Source organism: Thermus tengchongensis (assembly GCF_021462405.1).
Lineage (GTDB): Bacteria > Deinococcota > Deinococci > Deinococcales > Thermaceae > Thermus > Thermus tengchongensis.
The window spans coordinates 1-17,132 of the sequence record NZ_JAKEDU010000009.1; the positions used below are offsets into that span (position 1 = coordinate 1).

Below are 17,132 nucleotides of genomic sequence, written 5' to 3' on the forward strand. Positions count from 1 at the left end.
CCCGCTCCACCTCCAGCCCCCAGGCTTATGCCTGGGGGTTTGTTTTTTTATCCCTTGCCCTCTGGCCGTAGGACGTAGTATGGTGGCCCAAAGGGGGAAAGGCATGAAGCTACTGGACAACTATGGGCGCGTTATCAAAGACCTTCGCATCTCCGTTACCCCCCGGTGCAACCTGCACTGCCTTTACTGCCACCCCCTGGGCCTGGAGATGGCCGAGCCCCCAGGCACCCTAACGGTGCAGGAGGTGGACCACTTCCTCGAGGCCGCCTCCCTTCTTGGCCTTTCCGCCGTGCGCTTCACGGGTGGGGAACCCTTGGTGCGCAAGGAGCTTCCCCAGATGATCGAGCGGGCCCGGAGCAAGGAGGGCATTGAGGACGTGGCCATCACCACCAACGGCCTCCTCTTCGCCAAAAGGGCCAAGGAGCTGGTACAAGCAGGCCTGAACCGGGTGAACATCTCCTTGGACGCCATCACCCCCGAGGTCTTCACCCGCATCACCCGGGGCGGGAAGGTGGAGCGGGTTTTGGAGGCCATAGAAACCGCCTTGGAGCTGGGCCTCCACCCGGTAAAGCTCAACGCCGTGATCATCCGGGGGATGAACGAGGAGGAGGTGGTGCCCCTGGCCCGCCTCTCCCTGGAGCGCCCTTTGCACGTGCGCTACATCGAGTACATGCACCTGGACAACTCCGACCCCGAGGAGTACCGCCGCCGCTTTGTGCCCGGGAAGGAGATCCGGGCGCGGATCGAGGCGGTCTTTGGCCCCTTGGAACCCGTCCCCCACGACCCCACCTCCCCAGCCCGGGTCTTCCGAATCCCGGGGGCGGTGGGCACCCTGGGGTTCATCAACCCCGTCACCGAGCCCTTTTGCAGCAACTGCTCCCGGCTCCGCCTCACCTCCGACAAAAAGCTTCGGCCTTGCCTGCTCACCGACCTGGAGATGGACATCTCCTGGGCCTTTGCCGCAGAGGAGCCGGTGGAGGCCTTGGTGGATGCCATCCTCATCGCCACCAACCGCAAGCCCGCCTTCGGCAACACTCTCCCCACCTTAAGGAAGCGGGTCATGCTGGGGATCGGCGGATAGCCTGGAAGGTGGCCAGGACCACTAGAAACGCCCCGAGGCCACCCAAAAAGCCCAGCCTTTCTCCCAAGACAGCGAAGGCAAAAAGGGTAGCCCAGACGGGTTCCAAGGTGTAAAGGATGGCCGCCTGGGGCGCAGGCACGTACCTCTGTCCCCAGGTCTGGAGCCAGGTGGTGAGGGCCGTGGCCACCACCCCCAGGTAAAGGACGGCACCCCAGGGTATCCCTTCCCATCTCACCCCCTCCCAAAGGGCCCAGGGCAGGGCAAGAAGCGCCGTGCCAAAGATCTGGACCGCCGTGAGGGGCAAGGAGGGGAAGGCCTTGGCGTGCACCTCGAGGCGCACGATGTATAGAGCGTAGGTGAATGCGGTGAGGAGGGTCCAGAGATCCCCCACGTTCAAGGGGGGCTGCCGGGGATCGTAGGAAAGAAACCCCACGCCCAAAAAGGCCAAAAGGGCCGCCAGCCACACGCTCCCCAGCCTCCGGCCCACCAGGCCCAGGATCAAGGGCACCAAGACCACGTTCAGGGCAGTGATAAAAGCGCTGCGGCTCGCCGAGGTGTACATGAGGCCAACCGCCTGGGAGGCATAGCCCAAAAGCAGCCAAAAGGCCAACTCCATCCCTGGCCCCCACACCCCTTTGGGGAGGCGCCAGGCCCAGGGCAGAAAGAAGAGGCTGGCCAGGAGGAAGCGCAGGAAGACCAGGAGGCTTGGGGCCATCTCCCCCACCGCCCCCTTGACCACCACAAAGGTGGTGCCCCAAAGAAGGGTGAGGAGGTTGAGGGCCAGGAGGCCCAAGGCGTAGCCGCGCATGGCCTAAAGTGTATAGCATGGTGCCCTCCCCCCAGGAAGTGAAGGATGCCCTCCGCGAAAGGCTCCTCGGCCACCTGACCCACCTCGATCCCGCTTACCAGGCGCTTCTTCAGGAATATCCCTCCCGAGGTGGAAAGATGCTCCGGGGGCTTTTGGTGGTCTATGCGGGGCTCGCTCATGGTGCTACCCTCGAGGCCAGCCTCTGGGCAGGCACCGCATTGGAACTTTTCCAAAACTGGGTGCTGATCCACGACGACATAGAGGACGGTTCTGAGGAACGCCGGGGAAAGCCCACCCTGCACCGCCTCTACCCTATGCCCCTGGCCCTGAATGCCGGGGATGCCCTGCACGGGGAGATGTGGGGGCTTTTGATCCGAGGTTTAAACGAAGGCCTCTTTGGACCGGAGGTGCTGGCCGAGTTCCACCAGGTGGTGCGCCGTACTGCCTACGGGCAACATATGGACCTCCTCTGGACCCTCTCCGACCGCCTGGACCTCACCCCTGAGGACTACTTCCGCATGGTGGCGCACAAGGCCGCCTATTACACCGCCGTGGCCCCCCTACGCCTGGGGGCTCTTCTGGCGGGCAGGGAGCCACCGGCCCTCTACGAGGAGGCCGGGCTCAAGCTGGGGGTGGCCTTCCAGATCATGGACGACGTCCTCAACCTCGAGGGGGACAAGGCCTACGGCAAGGAGCGGGCAGGGGACCTCTACGAGGGCAAGCGCACCCTGATCCTGATCCGCTACCTCGAGGAAGCCCCCAAGGAGGATCGCATCCGGGCCGAGGCCCTCTTAAGCCTTCCCCGGGAGGCCAAGCCCGAGGCCGAGGTGCGTTGGCTTTGGGAGAGGCTCCTGGCCTCCGGAGCCGTGGCCTGGGCCAAGGAGGAGGCCAAGAAACTTGCCCAAGGGGGCCTAGGTGCCCTTACTCCATACCTAGACACCCTCCCCGGACGGGAGGCCGCCTCCCATTTGCAAAACCTCCTCTCCGCCTTGGTGGAACGCAGGGCATAATGGGGCCATGCAAGGGGTTAGGTTCAAGGTGATCACCGCTAACGATCCCGATATCTTTCAGGAAAGGCTCAACCGCTTCGTGGAGGAGCTTCCCGAGGACGTGGTCCTGGTGGAGGTGAAGTTCTCCGTGGCCGAGGGATCCTCTCCCCTCTTCGCCGCCTTGGTGCACTACAAGGAAGTGGAGGCGTGGAAGGAGTAGAGGCCTTTCTCTTTTTCCTGGCCCTAAGGGGAGAAGCCAGGCGGGAGGAGGTGCGGGCCCGCTTCCCCAAGCTGGTTCCCTTGCTCAAGGCCTTGGACCAGGAAGTGGAAGCCCAAGGGGAAACCTTTCGTCTACGGAAACCCCTCCGCCTCTCCTGGTTCGCCCCCCTTTTCCAGCAGGAATACTCGTCCCTTCTGCCCGAGGAGGAGCGAACCCTGGCCCTGGAAAGGCTCCTCGAGGCCGCTCACCTTTCCGCGGAAGCGGGAGAGCCCCTAGTGGAAGGCGCTGGCCTGCTCCAAGCCGCCCGGGCCTTCCAGGAGGGAAGCCAAGCCCTGTTGGGAGGCGCCTACCGGGAGGCCCTCCACCGCTACGGGGAGGGCCTGGGGCTCCTGGAGAAAAGCGGCCTGGCCTTCCCCGCCACGGCCTTAGCCCTCCTGGCCCTGGCCCAGGAGGGCTTCCGCCCCGGGGGCAAGGGGCGGGAAACCGCCAGGAAGGCCTTGGAAAGGGCCAGGACCGCCTTCGCCCGGGAAATGGCCCAAAAGGTCCTATCCCAAGCCACAAAGGAAGCGGAAAAGGAGGCCTAGAATGGGGGCCATGGAGCTTAAGCGGGTGTACCTGGCCCGGCCCCGGGGTTTCTGCGCCGGGGTGGTGATGGCCATCGAGGCGGTGGAGCGCTGGGCGGAGGCCCTGAGGGCGGAGGGGGAGCTCGTGGTTTACCACGAGATCGTCCACAACCGCACCGTGGTGGAGCGCCTCCGGGCCAAAGGGGTGCACTTCGTGGAGGACCTTTCCGAGCTGGAGAGGCTCCGCCAGGAAAGGCCCCTGGCCGGCACCCTGGTCTTTTCCGCCCACGGCCACCCCCCAGCGGTGCGCCGCCAGGCGGCGGAGATGGGCCTGCGGATCCTGGACGCCACCTGTCCCCTGGTCACCAAGGTGCACACCGAGGCCAGGCGCTATGCCCAGGAAGGGTACTGGATCCTCCTGGTGGGGGATTCCGCCGATCATCAGGAGGTGAAGGGTACCTACGGGGAGGCCCCGGAGAGGACCATCCTGGTGGCGGTGCATACCCACGTGGGCAAGGATCCCCACCTGGCGGATCCGCGCACCGTGGAGGTGCCGGACCCGGAGAGGGTGGTGGTCCTCACCCAGACCACCTTGAGCGTGGACGACACCCTGGCCACCATTGAGATCCTGAAAAGGCGCTTCCCCAAGCTGGTGGTCCCCAAAAGGAAGGACCTTTGCTACGCCACGCAAAACCGCCAGGAGGCGGTGAAGCGCCTCGCCCCCAAGGTGGACCTCTTTCTGGTTCTCACCAGCCCCCACTCCTCCAACGGCATGCGCCTCCTAGAGCTGGCCCGAAGCCTCACGGGAAGGGCCTACCGGCTGGAGACCGCCAAGGACCTGAAGGAGGAGTGGCTCCGGGAGGCCAGGAGCGCGGGCATCACCTCCGCCGCCAGCACCCCCGAGGACCTGGTGCAGGAGCTGGTGGAGCTGCTTCGGGCAAAATACCCGGGCCTCGAGGTGATCGAGGAAGGGGAAGAAGAGGACATCGCCTTCCGCGAACCCAGGGTCCTGTCCCCGGAGGAGGTCTTGCAGGGTGTTTGACCACCGCCTGTCCGTGGCCCCCATGGTGGACCGGACGGATCGGCACTTCCGCTTTTTGGTCCGCCAGATCAGCCGCAAGGTGCGGCTTTACACGGAGATGACCGTGGACCAGGCGGTGCTTCGGGGAAAGGCGGAAAGGCTTCTTGCCTTCCACCCCGAGGAGCACCCCATCGCCCTGCAGCTGGCGGGCTCGGACCCCAAGGACCTGGCGGAAGCTGCCCGCATTGGGGAAGCCTTTGGCTACGATGAGGTGAACCTGAACCTGGGCTGCCCCTCGGAGAAGGCCCAGGAAGGCGGCTTCGGCGCCTGCCTCCTCCAAGACCCCAAGCGGGTAGCGGAGATCCTAAGGGCCATGGTGGGGGCGGTGCGGGTGCCGGTTTCCGCCAAGATGCGCCTGGGCCTCGAGGGCCAGGAAACCTACCCCCAGCTGGCCCGCATGGTGGAGCGCTTCGCCGAAGCTGGGGTGAGGGTGTTCATCGTCCACGCCCGGAGCGCCCTCCTGGCCTTCTCCGCGAAGGCCAACCGGGAGGTGCCCCCCCTGCGGCACAGCTGGGTGCACCAGCTCAAGCGGGACTTCCCCCACCTTACCCTGGTGCTGAACGGGGGGGTGCGCACCCTGGAGGAGGCCCTGGCCCACCTGGTGCGGGTGGACGGGGTGATGATGGGCCGGGCGGTCTACGAGGACCCCTTCGTCCTGGCGGAAGCCGACCGCCGGGTGTTCGGCCTGGAGCGGCGGCCAAGCCGCCTCGAGGTGGCCCGGCGCATGCGGGCCTACCTGGAGGAGGAGCTGGGAAAGGGCACGCCCCCATGGGCGGTCCTCCGGCACATGCTGAACCTCTTCCGGGGACAGAGGAGAGGGCGGCTTTGGCGGCGCCTCCTCTCCGAGGGGCGTTCCCCGGCGGCCCTGGACCAGGCCCTAAGGGCGCTGGAGGACGAAGAAGTAGAGGAAGGCGGCCAGGAGAAAGATCCATACCCAAAGGGGGATCCGCAGGCGGCGCTGGGGCCGGCCCGTGGCCGGGTCTAGGGGAGGCGGCGGGCGCATTTTGAGCCGGGTGGCCCGCTTCATGTGGGCCACCATCTTGTCCAGATCCCCCTTCCGCTTGTACAAGGCGGCCAGGTTCTCGTGGACCAGGGGGTCCTCCGGGGCCAGCTTCAGGGCCCGTTGGTAAAGGTCCAAGGCCGCCTCCAGCTCCCCCCTTTCCAGGTAAAGGTTGCCCAAGTTGGTGAGGGCCCGGTGGTGGTGGGGGTCCAGGGCAAGGGCCTTTTGAAAACGGGCCTCGGCCTCCTCCCTCCTCCCCTCCCCCACCGCCTTCACCCCGAGGACCACTTCCCTCTCCGCGGCAAAGAGGGGGTCTTCCAGGCGCTCAGGGGCTTCCTCTAGCAGGCTAAGCCCGGCCAGGAGCCTATCCCTAAGCTCCTCGGGGAAGCCCTCGGCATAGGCTCTAGCCTCCTGATACTCCTTGCGCCTTAGGAGCCGGAGAAAGTGGAGCAGGGCCTGGGCCTCCCCATCCCCCGCCAAGGCCTTGGCCTCGAGGTCCTTCATCATCCTCCCCAGCCTAAGGCCAAACGGTAGACCCGGTGGTAGGCCTCGGCGCTTTTAGCCCAGGAGAAGTCCTTTTCCATGCCCCTTAGGCCCAGCCCCTCTGCCCCCAGGTGGAAGAGGCGCAAGACCCCGTAGAGGAGGCCCTCGGGATGGTAACTCTGGAAGAGCACCCCCGTGTGGCCGTCCTCTATGGTGTCCTTCAGCCCCCCCACCGCCCGGGCCACGGGAGGGGTGCCGTAGCGCTGGGCGATCATCTGCACCAGGCCGCAGGGTTCAAAGCGGCTCGGCACCAAAAGGGCGTCTGCCCCCGCATAGGCCAGGCGGGCCAAGGCCTCGTCGTAGGCCTCCACAAAGCGCACGAAGCCGGGATTCTCCTCCTCCGCCTGCCTGAGGGCCTGCGCTATGCCCTCGTCCCCCACCCCTTGGACCAACAGGTAAAAGCCCAGCTCCCTCAAGTGGGGGATGGCCTTCAGGATGAGGTCTAAGCCCTTTTGTCCATCCAGCCGGCCCACATAAGCGAGGAGGGGCCCCTTAAGCCCCGTGCGCTCCCAAAGAGCCTTTTGCGCCAGGGCCTTCCCCCTTACATCCCCCCGGGAGTAAGGGGCGGGAAGGTGGGGGTCCTTGGCCGGGTCAAAGACCTCGAGGTCCAAGCCATTCAGGATGCCAAAAAGCTTGCCCGCATGCCGCCTCAGTACCCCATCCAGCCCCATGCCAAACTCCGGGGTCTGGATCTCTTCCGCATACGAGGGGCTCACCGTGGTGACGGCCCGGGCGAAGACGATGCCCCCCTTCATCAGGTTCACCTGGCCGTAGAACTCCAGGGCCTCCATGTGGAAAAGACTCCAGGGAAGTCCCGTCCAATGGAAGAAGAGGGCGGGGTCCACCAGGCCCTGGTGGGCCAGGTTGTGGATGGTGTAGACGACGGGCACCCTGGCGGTAAGGGACAGGAGGGCAGCGGTCCAGTCGTGGGCGTGGACCAGGTCAAACCCCAGGGCCACCCGGCCCGCCGCCACGGCAAAGCGGAGGTAGCGCTCCACGTCGTCGGGATAACCGTAGACCCGGTCCCGTTCAAACCCGGGCACGCCCAGAAGGAGAAACCGCACCCCTCCCTCCCACCGTTCCCCCAGGGGAGCCCTTTCCTCCTGTCCGGCGAAGGCATAGGCCACCTCCCCTACCCTCTGTGCCTTCACAAAGCGGTGCCAGGGAAGAAGCACCGTGACCCCTACCCCCAGGGGCCTTAAGGCCTTGGGCAAGGCCCCCACCACGTCGGCGAGCCCCCCCACCTTCACCAGGGGGTAGGCCTCGGGGGCCACCATGAGGACCTTCATGGCTGCACTATACCGCCGCCTCCTCTTCGCCCACCCCTTGCGAACCGGGGATGCCCTCCAGCTAAGTACCCCGTCGTGGCTTGCGCCACGACGGGGGGCCCAAAGAGGCCATGAGCACGCCACTTTGGCTTTGGCCGGTGGGGCAACCTTTGCGTGCGGGTACTTAGCTGCAACCTGGGTGACCAGCCGGGCCCGGCCCCAGGACCTTCCCTCTGTCACCCTGGATGCGCGCTTGGCAGGAGCAGCGCTGAGGGAGGGGTTTCCCGTCCTTCCCGGCCCGGGGGAAGCCTAGGCCGGCCACACCCCTTGGGGAAGCCAAACCGCCCCCTCGAGGTCCCCCAGGTAGAGGTAAGTCCAGGCGGAAAGGGGACCCTCCTCCGTTTCCACTAAAACCCGAACCCGCCGGTACTCCTCCCCCTCCTCCTCCAGCTCGTCCAATAGGGTGAGGGCCTCCTCCGGCACAAAGAGGACCTCCCCGTAGACCCTTCCCTCCCCGGGAACCATGCCAGGATAGGGGTAAGGACGGTCCCGCCCCTCGGCCAGGTGAAAAAGGCGAAAGCCCTCCACGTGCCCGGGCAGGGCCTTCACCACCAGCCCCTCCACCAAGGGGTAGTTCCGTTCCCCCCGCTTCAGGGTTCCATAGACGAACACCCGCTCCATCACTCGCCCACGAAGCGGTACCCCATCCCCACCACGGTTTCGATGAACCGGGGGGCGTGGGGGTCATCCTTGAGCTTTTTGCGGAGAAGGCGGATATAGGCGTCCACCACCCGCTCCGAACCCCCAAACTCGGGCCCCCAAACCCTTTCCAAAAGCTCCTCCCGAGTGTACACCCTCCCCGGGGTCTGGGCCAGAACGAAGAGGAGCTTGGTTTCGGTGGCGGAAAGCTTCAAGGGCTGACCGTCCAGGTAGGCCTTCCTGGCCTCCAGGTCCAGCTCCAGGGTACCGAAATACCGCTTCCCTTCCTTTCCGCTTCGGCGCAGGAGGGCCTTGATGCGGGCCAAAAGCTCCTTCAGGGAAAAGGGCTTGCCCAGATAATCGTCCGCCCCCTCCAATAGCCCCTCCACCCGGCTATCCTCGTCCGCCTTACCGGTGAGGAGCAAAACCGGGAGCAACGGATCCAGGTCTCGCAAGGATTTGAGGACCTCGAGGCCCTCCATATCGGGAAGCCCCCGGTCCAGGACCACCAGGTCCGGCCTGCCGGTATCCCAGACCTGTTGCAAGGCCTCCCTGCCCGTGCGGGCCCAGACCACCCCAAGCCCCTCCTTCTCCAAAAACCGCTTAACCAGCCCCCCCACCTGGGGATCGTCCTCCACCAAGAGAATCCGCGCCATAAATCCTTCCCCGAATACGCTTAACGTCCCAAAATCACCACCACCCCGGGGTATTCCCCCTCGGGCAACCGCAGGAGGTGAGCCACCATTTCATCATAAAAGGTTTCGGCCGGGTAGGCGGCCAGGCCCTGACCAATGGCGGAAAGGAGCACCAAGCCTGCGGCGTAGCCCGCCTCGAGGAGGGCATAACGGTATCCCCTGAGGCCGAAGAGGGCCTCGCTCCTTTCCGGAACCAGGGTGAAGACCAAAAGGGCCGCCGCCTGCTCGAGGCCAAGCCCCAAAAGCGCCTCGGACCAGGAGGCCTCCTCCACCCTGGCGGCGATCTGGAAGAGCTGGTGCTCCTTGGGGAAGTAGTGGTAGACCCCTGGGAAAACCCCTTCCACCCGGCGCACCACCAGGTAGGCCTCCACGGGATAAGCCTCCCCCGCCGAGGGAAAACCCCGCCTCCCCGAGCGCTCCGCCAAGGGATAGAGGATCTGGGAGAGATCCTTCAGGGTCAGGGCCGAGCCCACCTCGGGCAAGAGGGGCCTGAGCTGGGAAAGAACCCGGAACAAAGGCGGCCCTCCCTCCTCCCGGAAGGGAGGCAGGGCCTGGGTTTCTAGGGGATTGGCGTAAACCTTGGACTTGGGCTTCCGCTTTAGGGGAAGCTCCTCCCCCTGGCTCAAGCGGGAAAGGCGATAGAAAAGCTTACCCGGATGCTTCTCCATGGTTAAAAGCGGTACCCCTTGGGCACCACCACCACCCCCTCCGGGGTAACGGTGAAGCCCCGGGCGCGGTCGGCCTCGAGGTCGTAGCCGATCTCGGTGTGGGGGGGGATCTTCACGTCCTTGTCGATAATGGCGTTGCGGATCCTGCAGTAGCGGCCCACCTCCACGTCGTCAAAGAGGACGGAGCGCTCCACCAGGCTGTAGGAGTTCACCCGTACCCGGCGGAAGAGGACGGACTCCCGCACCGTCCCCCCGCTCACGATGACCCCACCGGCCAGGAGGCTGTTGAGGGCACGGCCCACCCTCTCCCCCGTTTCGTGGACGAACTTGGCGGGGGGACTGAAGAGGTTGGCGGTCCTGAGGGGCCACTCGGGGTTGAAGAGGTCGAACTCGGGGACCACCTTCACCAGGTCCATGCTGGCCTCAAAGTAGGCGTCCAGGGTGCCCACGTCCCGCCAGTACAGGTTGGGACCCTCCTGGCCGGGGATGGGGTTGCGGTGGAAGTCGTAGGCATAGACCCGGTAACCCTCCTTCAGGGCCCTGGGGATCACGTCCTTGCCGAAGTCGTGGCTGGAAGCCTCGTCCTTGGCATCCGCCTCCAGGAGCTCAAAGAGGGCCTCGGTGCGGAAGATGTAATTGCCCATGGAGGCCAGGGCCAGGTGGGGCTTGTTGGGAATGGGCTTGGGGTCTTTGGGCTTTTCCTGAAACTCGGTGATGCGCCACTCTGGGTCCACCTGCAAGACGCCGAAGCGGGAGGCTTCCTCCACGGGGACGGGATAGGCGGCGATGGTGATGTCCGCCCGCTTCTCGTAGTGGTACTCCACCATGTGGCGCACGTTCATCTTGAAGATGTGGTCCCCGCCGAAGATGGCCACGGCGGTGGGGGCATGGTTCTGCACCAGGTGCAGGTTCTGGTAGATGGCGTCCGCGGTACCCCGGTACCAAACGGGGCCGAGCTCCTCGTAGCGGTACATCTGGGCGGGCACCAGGAGGATGAAGTGGTCCTCCAGGAAGGCCCCGAAGCGCCAGTAGCGCTGGATGTGCTCGGTGAGGGACTGGGCCTTGAACTGGGTAAGCACGTAGATGGAGTAAATACCTGAGTTCACGAAGTTGTTCAGGACGAAATCAATAATCCGATACTTGGCCCCGAAGGGCACCGCGGGCTTGGCCCGCTTGGCGGTGAGGGGGTAGAGGCGGCTCCCCTGTCCCCCTGCCAGGATCATGCCCAGGACCTCCACCTTAACCATGAAATCCCTCCCTTGTCCGCTAGTTTACCCCAGGCCCCTCAGGGCGTGGGTCCGGGTATAGTGAGGCCCGATGCGGGTTAGCGCTCTTGCCTGGTTCACCCCGCTCACCGAGCCCAAGCCTGCCCCCCCCTTCTTCGGTCAGGAGCGGGCTTTAAAGGCCCTCGAGGCCGCCTTCCGCCAGGGCGGGCACGGCTACTTGGTGGGGCCAAGCGGCCTTGGCAAAAGAAAACGCCTCCTTGCTTACCTGCAGGACCGCCCCTTCCCCAAGGAGGAGCTGGTCTACCTGCCCCTCGGGGAGGAAGCCTTCCCCCTCCTCCTCCCCGAGGGGCAGGGCCGGGCCCTGGTGGAAGGGGTGGAGGCCCTCCTCGCCGAGTTCACCCCCGCCCTCTTCCGGGAGAAAGGTTTCCTCTACGCTAAAAGCCTGGTGGAGGCCCGCTACGAGAAGGAGGCCGAAGCCCTCCTGAAGACCCTGGCCCAAGAGGCGGAGGGCTACGGGTTTGCCCTCTTGGAGGGGGAAGAGGGCCTTAGGCTATCGGGAAAGGGTCCCATGCCCCCGGAGCTTTCCGCCAAGCTGGAGGAAACCGTCTTGGCCTACGTGGACGTGCGGCAACGGGCGGAGGCGGAGGTGGCCGCCTTGAGGCGGGGTTTTGCCGAGCGCTTCCTCCTGCCCAAGGCCCAGGAGCTCAAAAGGCGCTTCCCCCAGGCGGGCCGCTACCTGGACTGGGTCACGGAAACCCTGCTGCGGGCCGCCGCTTTGGAGGAGGCCCTCAAGCTGGAAAGGCTCCTGCCCCGGCTTCTGGTGGAGGGGGGAGAACGGGTGGTCTATGAGCCCAACCCCAGCCCGGAGAGGCTTTTCGGGCACCTGGAGTACGAGATGCAGGAGGGCCTCCTCTCCACCCATCTTGGGCTTTTGCGCCCCGGGGCCCTGCACCGGGCCACGGGAGGGGTCTTGGTCCTCGAGGCCCACCGGGTGTGGGAGCTCGGAAGCTACCCCCTCTTGAAGCGGGCCTTGGCCACGGGAGAGGTGGAACCCCTCTCCCCCCGGCCCGAGGTCAAGGGCCCCCGCCTCAAGCCCGCTCCCCTCAAGGCCCAGGTCTTCCTGGTGGGCCCCCCGGAGGTGATCGCCTTCCTGGAGGAGGACGAGGAATTCCTGGAGCTCTTCCCCTTCCGCGTGGAGTTCAGCCCGGAGATCCCCTACACCAAGGAGAACGTGGCCTACCTTGGGGGATTTCTAGAGGCCGAGGGCGTGGCCCTGACCCCTGAGGGCCTCTCCGCCCTGGCGGACGAGGCCCGGCGCTGGACCGGGCACAAGGAACGCCTGGACGCCAGGCTTTACCGCCTTCTGGACCTGGCCCGGGAGGCCCAAGCCCTCAAGCGCCCCCTGGACCGGGAGGCGGTGGAAAAGGCCCTCCGGGCCCGGGAGGAACGGTTCGGCCTGGAGGAGGAGCTTTACCTGAAGGACCTCGAGGAGGGGGTGGTGGCCCTCGAGGTCCAGGGTATGCGGGTGGGGGAGATCAACGGCCTGGTGGTGGTGGAAGGCCCCCTGCCCAGGGGGCGGCCCGTGCGCATCACCGCCCAAGCGGGCCCCGGGCGGGAGGGCATCCTCTCCATCGACCGGGAGGTGGGCCTGGGGGGCCAGGTCTTCCACAAGGCGGTCCTCACCCTGGCCGGGTACCTGCGGGGCACCTACGCCAGCCTGGGGGCCCTTTCCGCCACGGTGAGCCTGGTCTTTGAGCAGAGCTACGGGGGGATCGAGGGGGACTCGGCGGGGCTTGCCGAGCTTTTGGCGGTGCTCTCCGCCATCTCCGGCCTTCCCCTGAGGCAGGACCTGGCGGTCACCGGAAGCCTGGACCAAACGGGCCGGGTCTTGGCCGTGGGCCGGGTGGCGGAGAAGGTGGAAGGGTTTTACCGGGTCTGCCAGGCCCTGGGCCTTTCCGGAACCCAGGGGGTGGTGCTCCCCAAGGCCAATCTGCCCCACCTCACCCTGCGCAAAGAGGTGGTGGAGGCGGTGGAAAGGGGCCACTTCCACCTCTATGCCGTAGAGGAGGTGGACGAGGCCATCGAGCTCCTCTTCGGCCGCAAGGCCTACTGGGTGCACGAGAAGGTGCGGGAGGTGCTGGCCCACTTCCAAAGCCTGGAAAACGGCGAGGGCGAAAAGGGCTAAGTATCCACAAGCTGAAGCGGCGCGCCCATGCTTTTTGGGGTCCCCGCCGTGGCCTAGGGCCATGACGGGGCCTTTAGCGGCCGGGCTCCAGAAGGAGGGTTTTGCCCCCTTCCGCAAAGCGCATGGGCAGGTACGCCCCCCGCTGCCATAGGGGCAGGAGGTCGGCGTAGTGGGGGGAGAGGAAGTGCCCCGACTGGCCCATGGGGTGGATGAAGAGGGAAGCCTCTGGGTCGGATAGGTCCACGATCTGGCGGTAGCTGGGCCCGTGGGTCATCTGGAGGCTTTCGGGCACGAAGGGACCCACGTTCACCGTGTACCGGTCCCCGCCAAAGGGTACCCTCCGGTCCGTAAACCGCTTCAAGGGGGTATGGGTGAGGACCGCATGGGGGAAGGTGGCCCGGTGCACCTCACCCCAGGAACGGGCCCTTAGGGCCTCCTTCCGGTCCAGGGCTCTTTCCAGGGCCAAAGCAGCAAAGTCCAGGCAGGTCTCCCGGTACTCGGTCCCGGGCTGGTCGCAATTTGGGTCGCCTTCCCGCAGGGCCTTCAGGAGGTAGCGGGGCTCGTCCCAGTAGGCCTCGCCCACCTCCTTTTCCGGAAGCCGGGTGAGCTCGGTGTACCAGAGGGCGAAGACCAAGGCCTCCTCCGAGGCCCGATCCGCCACCCCGTCCCAGGCAAGGAGCCGCTCCCGCCAGGTCCGGCTCCGCTCGGAAAGGGGATTAATAAGCTCCAGGACCGGGCGGAAATCCCGGAAGAGGAGGCTCTTCTGATCCATCTGGATGGCCTTCATGTCCTCCAAGGAGAGCTTCTCCTTGGCCAAGAGCATTTCCCGGATGCGCTCCGCCCGGTAAGGCTCGGCCCAGTCGTAGGTGAGGGCGTAGGGGAAGCCCTTGGGGGTCACCTTGTGGTTGGCGGTGACCACGAAACCCTCCTTGGGGTTCAGCACCTTGGGCCACTCCTCGGGCTTGCGGTAGCCCTGCCAGTCCCAAGCCCCGTTCCCGGGCACGGGCACCATGCCCGTGTGTCCCTCCCTGCGGATGGGAAACTTTCCAGGGGCGATGTAGCCAATGTTGCCGTCCACATCCGCGTAGACGAAGTTCTGGCTGGGGGCGGAGTAGTGCCGCAGGGCTTCGGTGAACTCCTGCCAGTTGCGCGCCCGGTTCACCCCCAAAAAGGCCATGAGGATATGGTCCTCCTCGTCCAGGCTCACCCAGCGGAGGGCCATGGGGGTCTTGGGGGGGTCTTGCAGGGCGTCGGTGATGACGGGCCCGTAGTGGGTTTCCCGCACCCGGAGGACCACCTCCTTCCCCCCCCGCACCTGGATCCTCTCCTCCCGCACCCGGTAGGGCACCACCTGGCCCTTGTAGCGGTACCCCTTACCCTCCACGTCCTCGAGGAGGTAGAGGTCCTGCACGTCCGCCCCCACGTTGGTCACCCCCCAGGCGATGCGCTCGTTCCGGCCGATGACGATGCCAGGCACCCCAGGCAGGGTGGCCCCGATGACCCGGTACCCGGGGGCCTCGAGGGCCATCAGGAACCAGAGGCTTGGGGCCTGCAAGCCCAGGTGGGGGTCGTTCGCCAGGAAGGGCTTGCCGGTAGCGGTGCGGCTTCCCGAAACCACCCAGTTGTTGCTGGCCTCCAGGAAGCGGGGCGGGGCCAGTCGGAGGAGGGCCGCCGGGGCTTCCTCCCGCTTTAGGGGAAGCCCCAAGTCCTCCGCCTGCAGGATGGTGGGGGCGTCCTCCGGGTAAGGCGGCAGGAGCTCCAGAAGCCTTTCTGGGCTCATCCCCCGGGCCAGGAGGCGGTGGCGCAGAAGCTCCTCCTCCCAGTTCATGGAGAGGTCAAAGCTCATCATCTTGGCCCAGACCAGGACGTCCGGACCCGTCCAGGGCTCGGGGCGGAAGGAAAGGAGGCGGAACTCGGGGGGTAAGGGGGCCCCGCTTTCCAAGAAGGCGTTCACCCCGGCCACGTAGGCGTCCACCGCCCGCTTCTCCTCGGGGTAGAGGCGCTCGTAGGCGCTTTCCGCCGCCCGGTAGAAGCCCCAGGTGCGCAGGAAACGGTCTTGCGGCAGCACCGCCTCCCCCAACACCTCGGCAAGCCTTCCCTGCCCCACCCGGCGCTGGAACTCCATCTGCCAGAGCCTTTCCTGGGCGTGGACGAAGCCCTGGGCGAAGAAGAGGTCCTCGAGGCTCGCCGCCCGCACCCGCACCACCCCCCACCTGTCCCGCACCACCTCCACCGGGGTGGAAAGGCCCTTCAGGGCAATACGCCCCTCCACCTGGGGCAAGGAGGCCCGCAGGGTGAGGTAGACCCCCAACGCCGCCAGCAAGACCACCCCGAGCACCAGGCCAAGAAGCCAAGCCAGAAGCCGCAGAAGGCGTTTCATGGTTGGACGGAGTATACCATGGGGCCATGGAACTGCTGCGCGCCGCCCTAAGCGGCCTTCTGCTGGGCCTTTTCTTCCAGCGCCTGGGCCTGCCCGGGGGAGTGGTGGTGGGGGCCATGCTGGGCACGGGCCTCCACCAGCTCCTCCTGCCCCCCGCCCCCACCCCCCGGGGCCTGGACCTCCTGGTCCAGCTCCTGGCCGGGGTACTGGTGGGGCTTTCCTTCCGGCGGGAGCTTCTCTCCCCCCGCCTCCTGCCCTACGCCGTCCTGGCCGCCTTAGCCTTCTTGCTTTTGGCGGTGGCCTTAGCCCTCCTCTTCGCCCGGGCCCTGGGGCAGGAACCCAAGGCCCTCCTCTTTGCCCTCGCCCCAGGGGGGATTACCGGCATGGGCCCCCTGAGCCAGGCGGAGGGGGGAAGCGCAGCCCTGGTGGGGGTGTTCCACACGCTGCGGGTTTTCCTCCTCTTCCTGCTGGTGCCCCTTTTGGCCCGGCTTCTTCGGTAGTATGGGGGCATGCGGCTGGAGTTCTTGGAAAACGGACCCATTCGGGTGGAGGGGGAGCGCTTCACGTTGCGGGTGGGGGACAAGGAGGAAGTCTTGGAGAAACCCCGGGTCTTCCTCTGCCGTTGCGGGGCCTCGGGCAACAAGCCCTTCTGCGACGGCACCCACAAGCGCATCGGCTTCCAGGCTCCGGGAGGGGTCTTGGAGGTGGAAGGAGACTGACCCGCTGGTCAACTTGAGGCCAAGGGGGTAAACTCCGGTAGCCATGGGCGAGATGCGCTACCGGAAACTGGGCAAATGGGGGCTTAAGGTCTCGGAGATCTCCTTGGGGGCCTGGGTCACCTTCGGGGATGTGGTGAAGGACAAGGAAACCGTCCGGGAGATCGTAAAGATCGCCTACGAGGGCGGGGTCAACTTCTTCGACAACGCCGACGTCTACGCCAAGGGCCTGGCCGAGGAGGTCATGGGGGAGGTGCTCAAGGAGTTCCCCCGGCACACCCTGGTCCTCTCCACCAAGGCCTACTGGCCCATGTCGGAGGACCCCAACGACCGGGGACTAAGCCGGAAACACCTCCTGGAGAGCATCACCCAAAGCCTGAAGCGGCTAAAGACCGACTACGTGGACCTCTTCTTCGCCCACCGCTACGACCCCGAGGTGCCCATGGAGGAGATCGTCTACGCCATGCACACCATCGTGGAGAAGGGCTACGCCCTCTACTGGGGTACCTCGGAGTGGCCCGCCGCCCGCATCGCCGAGGCGGTGACCTTCGCCAGGGAAAACGGCCTCCACCCCCCGGTGGTGGAGCAACCCCAGTACTCCATGCTCTACCGGGAGCGGGTGGAAAACGAGATCCTCCCCGAGGCCGAGCGCTTCGGCCTGGGCCTGGTGGTCTGGAGCCCCTTGGCCATGGGAATGCTCACCGGGCGGTACGACCAGGGAATCCCCGAGGACAGCCGCTTCGCCCGCTACCCCCAGTTCGCCGAGCGCTTCCTCACAGAGGAAAACCGGAAGAAGGTGCTGAGGCTCAAGGCGGTGGCGGACGAGCTGGGCCTCACCCGGGCCCAGCTGGCCCTGGCCTGGGTGCTGAGGCTTCCCGGGATCTCTAGCGCCATCACCGGGGCGACCCGCCCAGAGCAGATCCGGGAGAGCCTGGGAGCGGCGGGGGTGGACCTGCCCCAGGAGGCCCTGGAGCGCATCGAGGCCATCCTGAAGGGGGAGGCGTAAGGGA

Annotated in this window: 18 protein-coding genes; 10 read left to right on the forward strand and 8 right to left on the reverse strand. The window is 66.2% G+C overall.

Annotated features, from left to right (window positions below; translation table 11 throughout):
* Positions 1-103: 103 nt before the first annotated feature.
* Positions 104-1,081 carry a GTP 3',8-cyclase MoaA gene (moaA, locus tag L1087_RS10120; RefSeq protein ID WP_038043234.1) on the forward strand — a complete coding sequence of 326 codons (978 nt, stop codon included), beginning with the start codon at positions 104-106 and terminating at the stop codon, positions 1,079-1,081.
* Here the strand turns inward: moaA and L1087_RS10125 are convergent.
* Positions 1,059-1,889 (reverse strand): DMT family transporter, encoded by an 831-nt coding sequence (locus L1087_RS10125; protein WP_135260408.1) that lies wholly within the window; start codon positions 1,887-1,889, stop codon positions 1,059-1,061. The two genes, moaA and L1087_RS10125, sit on opposite strands and share 23 nt — an antisense overlap.
* 17 nt (positions 1,890-1,906) lie before the next feature.
* Here L1087_RS10125 and L1087_RS10130 point away from each other — a divergent pair, with 17 nt between their 5' ends.
* Genes L1087_RS10130 through dusA form a run of 5 tightly spaced genes read left to right on the forward strand, consistent with a single transcriptional unit; the run spans position 1,907 to position 5,727 of the window.
* The gene (locus L1087_RS10130) at positions 1,907-2,899 is read left to right on the forward strand and encodes a polyprenyl synthetase family protein (RefSeq protein ID WP_234558778.1); all 993 of its coding nucleotides are present in this window, start codon (positions 1,907-1,909) and stop codon (positions 2,897-2,899) included.
* 7 nt (positions 2,900-2,906) lie between these two features.
* Positions 2,907-3,098 carry a hypothetical protein gene (locus L1087_RS10135; protein ID WP_015716379.1) on the forward strand — a complete coding sequence of 64 codons (192 nt, stop codon included), beginning with the start codon at positions 2,907-2,909 and terminating at the stop codon, positions 3,096-3,098.
* The gene (locus tag L1087_RS10140; RefSeq protein ID WP_234558779.1) at positions 3,086-3,682 is read left to right on the forward strand and encodes a hypothetical protein; all 597 of its coding nucleotides are present in this window, start codon (positions 3,086-3,088) and stop codon (positions 3,680-3,682) included. Before L1087_RS10135 ends, L1087_RS10140 begins: the two co-directional genes overlap by 13 nt.
* A 1-nt stretch (position 3,683) precedes the next feature.
* Positions 3,684-4,703 carry a 4-hydroxy-3-methylbut-2-enyl diphosphate reductase gene (gene ispH / locus L1087_RS10145; protein WP_234558780.1) on the forward strand — a complete coding sequence of 340 codons (1,020 nt, stop codon included), beginning with the start codon at positions 3,684-3,686 and terminating at the stop codon, positions 4,701-4,703.
* The gene (dusA, locus tag L1087_RS10150) at positions 4,696-5,727 is read left to right on the forward strand and encodes a tRNA dihydrouridine(20/20a) synthase DusA (RefSeq protein ID WP_234558782.1); all 1,032 of its coding nucleotides are present in this window, start codon (positions 4,696-4,698) and stop codon (positions 5,725-5,727) included. Before ispH ends, dusA begins: the two co-directional genes overlap by 8 nt.
* Here dusA and L1087_RS10155 read toward each other — a convergent pair.
* The 6 genes from L1087_RS10155 to glgC all read right to left on the reverse strand — a co-directional run bounded on the left by L1087_RS10155 (position 5,620) and on the right by glgC (position 10,862).
* The gene (locus L1087_RS10155; RefSeq protein ID WP_234558783.1) at positions 5,620-6,249 is read right to left on the reverse strand and encodes a tetratricopeptide repeat protein; all 630 of its coding nucleotides are present in this window, start codon (positions 6,247-6,249) and stop codon (positions 5,620-5,622) included. The genes dusA and L1087_RS10155 overlap by 108 nt on opposite strands.
* The gene (locus tag L1087_RS10160; protein WP_234558784.1) at positions 6,246-7,574 is read right to left on the reverse strand and encodes a glycogen synthase; all 1,329 of its coding nucleotides are present in this window, start codon (positions 7,572-7,574) and stop codon (positions 6,246-6,248) included. Before L1087_RS10160 ends, L1087_RS10155 begins: the two co-directional genes overlap by 4 nt.
* Positions 7,575-7,862: 288 nt before the next feature.
* Positions 7,863-8,234 carry a gamma-glutamylcyclotransferase family protein gene (locus L1087_RS10165; RefSeq protein ID WP_038040223.1) on the reverse strand — a complete coding sequence of 124 codons (372 nt, stop codon included), beginning with the start codon at positions 8,232-8,234 and terminating at the stop codon, positions 7,863-7,865.
* Positions 8,234-8,908: a response regulator transcription factor gene (locus L1087_RS10170; RefSeq protein WP_135260401.1), complete on the reverse strand. Its 675-nt coding sequence runs from the start codon at positions 8,906-8,908 to the stop codon at positions 8,234-8,236. The genes L1087_RS10165 and L1087_RS10170 overlap by 1 nt, the downstream gene beginning before the upstream one ends.
* Before the next feature lie 20 nt (positions 8,909-8,928).
* A complete protein-coding gene (locus L1087_RS10175; RefSeq protein ID WP_135260400.1) occupies positions 8,929-9,615 on the reverse strand; it encodes a SagB/ThcOx family dehydrogenase in 687 nt (228 codons plus the stop codon).
* A gap of 2 nt (positions 9,616-9,617) precedes the next feature.
* Entirely contained in the window at positions 9,618-10,862 is a 1,245-nt protein-coding gene (glgC, locus tag L1087_RS10180) for a glucose-1-phosphate adenylyltransferase (RefSeq protein WP_234558785.1), read from the reverse strand.
* Positions 10,863-10,932: 70 nt separating this feature from the next.
* Here glgC and L1087_RS10185 point away from each other — a divergent pair, with 70 nt between their 5' ends.
* Positions 10,933-13,026 carry an AAA family ATPase gene (locus L1087_RS10185; RefSeq protein WP_234558786.1) on the forward strand — a complete coding sequence of 698 codons (2,094 nt, stop codon included), beginning with the start codon at positions 10,933-10,935 and terminating at the stop codon, positions 13,024-13,026.
* 73 nt (positions 13,027-13,099) lie between these two features.
* Here the strand turns inward: L1087_RS10185 and L1087_RS10190 are convergent, their stop codons facing one another.
* On the reverse strand, positions 13,100-15,406 hold the full coding sequence (locus L1087_RS10190; RefSeq protein WP_234558787.1) for a penicillin acylase family protein: 2,307 nt from the start codon (positions 15,404-15,406) through the stop codon (positions 13,100-13,102).
* 26 nt (positions 15,407-15,432) lie between these two features.
* Between L1087_RS10190 and L1087_RS10195 the strand changes: the two genes are divergently transcribed.
* From L1087_RS10195 to L1087_RS10205, 3 genes are read left to right on the forward strand one after another with little or no spacing between them, the layout of a single operon-like run.
* Complete coding sequence (locus L1087_RS10195; protein ID WP_234558788.1) at positions 15,433-15,906, forward strand: AbrB family transcriptional regulator; 474 nt, start codon at positions 15,433-15,435, stop codon at positions 15,904-15,906.
* A 9-nt stretch (positions 15,907-15,915) separates the two neighbouring features.
* Positions 15,916-16,125 carry a CDGSH iron-sulfur domain-containing protein gene (locus L1087_RS10200; RefSeq protein ID WP_234554474.1) on the forward strand — a complete coding sequence of 70 codons (210 nt, stop codon included), beginning with the start codon at positions 15,916-15,918 and terminating at the stop codon, positions 16,123-16,125.
* A 43-nt stretch (positions 16,126-16,168) separates the two neighbouring features.
* Complete coding sequence (locus L1087_RS10205; protein ID WP_234558789.1) at positions 16,169-17,128, forward strand: aldo/keto reductase family protein; 960 nt, start codon at positions 16,169-16,171, stop codon at positions 17,126-17,128.
* The last annotated feature ends 4 nt before the right edge of the window (positions 17,129-17,132 follow it).

Coding starts and splice junctions, on each gene's coding strand:
- L1087_RS10125 (WP_135260408.1), bottom strand. CDS start 1,889: ATGCGCGGCTACGCCTTGGGCCTCCTGGCCCTCAACCTCCTCACCCTT.
- glgC (WP_234558785.1), bottom strand. CDS start 10,862: ATGGTTAAGGTGGAGGTCCTGGGCATGATCCTGGCAGGGGGACAGGGG.
- L1087_RS10165 (WP_038040223.1), bottom strand. CDS start 8,234: ATGGAGCGGGTGTTCGTCTATGGAACCCTGAAGCGGGGGGAACGGAAC.
- L1087_RS10200 (WP_234554474.1), top strand. CDS start 15,916: ATGCGGCTGGAGTTCTTGGAAAACGGACCCATTCGGGTGGAGGGGGAG.
- L1087_RS10130 (WP_234558778.1), top strand. CDS start 1,907: ATGGTGCCCTCCCCCCAGGAAGTGAAGGATGCCCTCCGCGAAAGGCTC.
- L1087_RS10160 (WP_234558784.1), bottom strand. CDS start 7,574: ATGAAGGTCCTCATGGTGGCCCCCGAGGCCTACCCCCTGGTGAAGGTG.
- moaA (WP_038043234.1), top strand. CDS start 104: ATGAAGCTACTGGACAACTATGGGCGCGTTATCAAAGACCTTCGCATC.
- L1087_RS10195 (WP_234558788.1), top strand. CDS start 15,433: ATGGAACTGCTGCGCGCCGCCCTAAGCGGCCTTCTGCTGGGCCTTTTC.
- L1087_RS10155 (WP_234558783.1), bottom strand. CDS start 6,249: ATGATGAAGGACCTCGAGGCCAAGGCCTTGGCGGGGGATGGGGAGGCC.
- L1087_RS10205 (WP_234558789.1), top strand. CDS start 16,169: ATGGGCGAGATGCGCTACCGGAAACTGGGCAAATGGGGGCTTAAGGTC.
- ispH (WP_234558780.1), top strand. CDS start 3,684: ATGGGGGCCATGGAGCTTAAGCGGGTGTACCTGGCCCGGCCCCGGGGT.
- L1087_RS10135 (WP_015716379.1), top strand. CDS start 2,907: ATGCAAGGGGTTAGGTTCAAGGTGATCACCGCTAACGATCCCGATATC.
- L1087_RS10170 (WP_135260401.1), bottom strand. CDS start 8,908: ATGGCGCGGATTCTCTTGGTGGAGGACGATCCCCAGGTGGGGGGGCTG.
- L1087_RS10185 (WP_234558786.1), top strand. CDS start 10,933: ATGCGGGTTAGCGCTCTTGCCTGGTTCACCCCGCTCACCGAGCCCAAG.
- L1087_RS10175 (WP_135260400.1), bottom strand. CDS start 9,615: ATGGAGAAGCATCCGGGTAAGCTTTTCTATCGCCTTTCCCGCTTGAGC.
- L1087_RS10190 (WP_234558787.1), bottom strand. CDS start 15,406: ATGAAACGCCTTCTGCGGCTTCTGGCTTGGCTTCTTGGCCTGGTGCTC.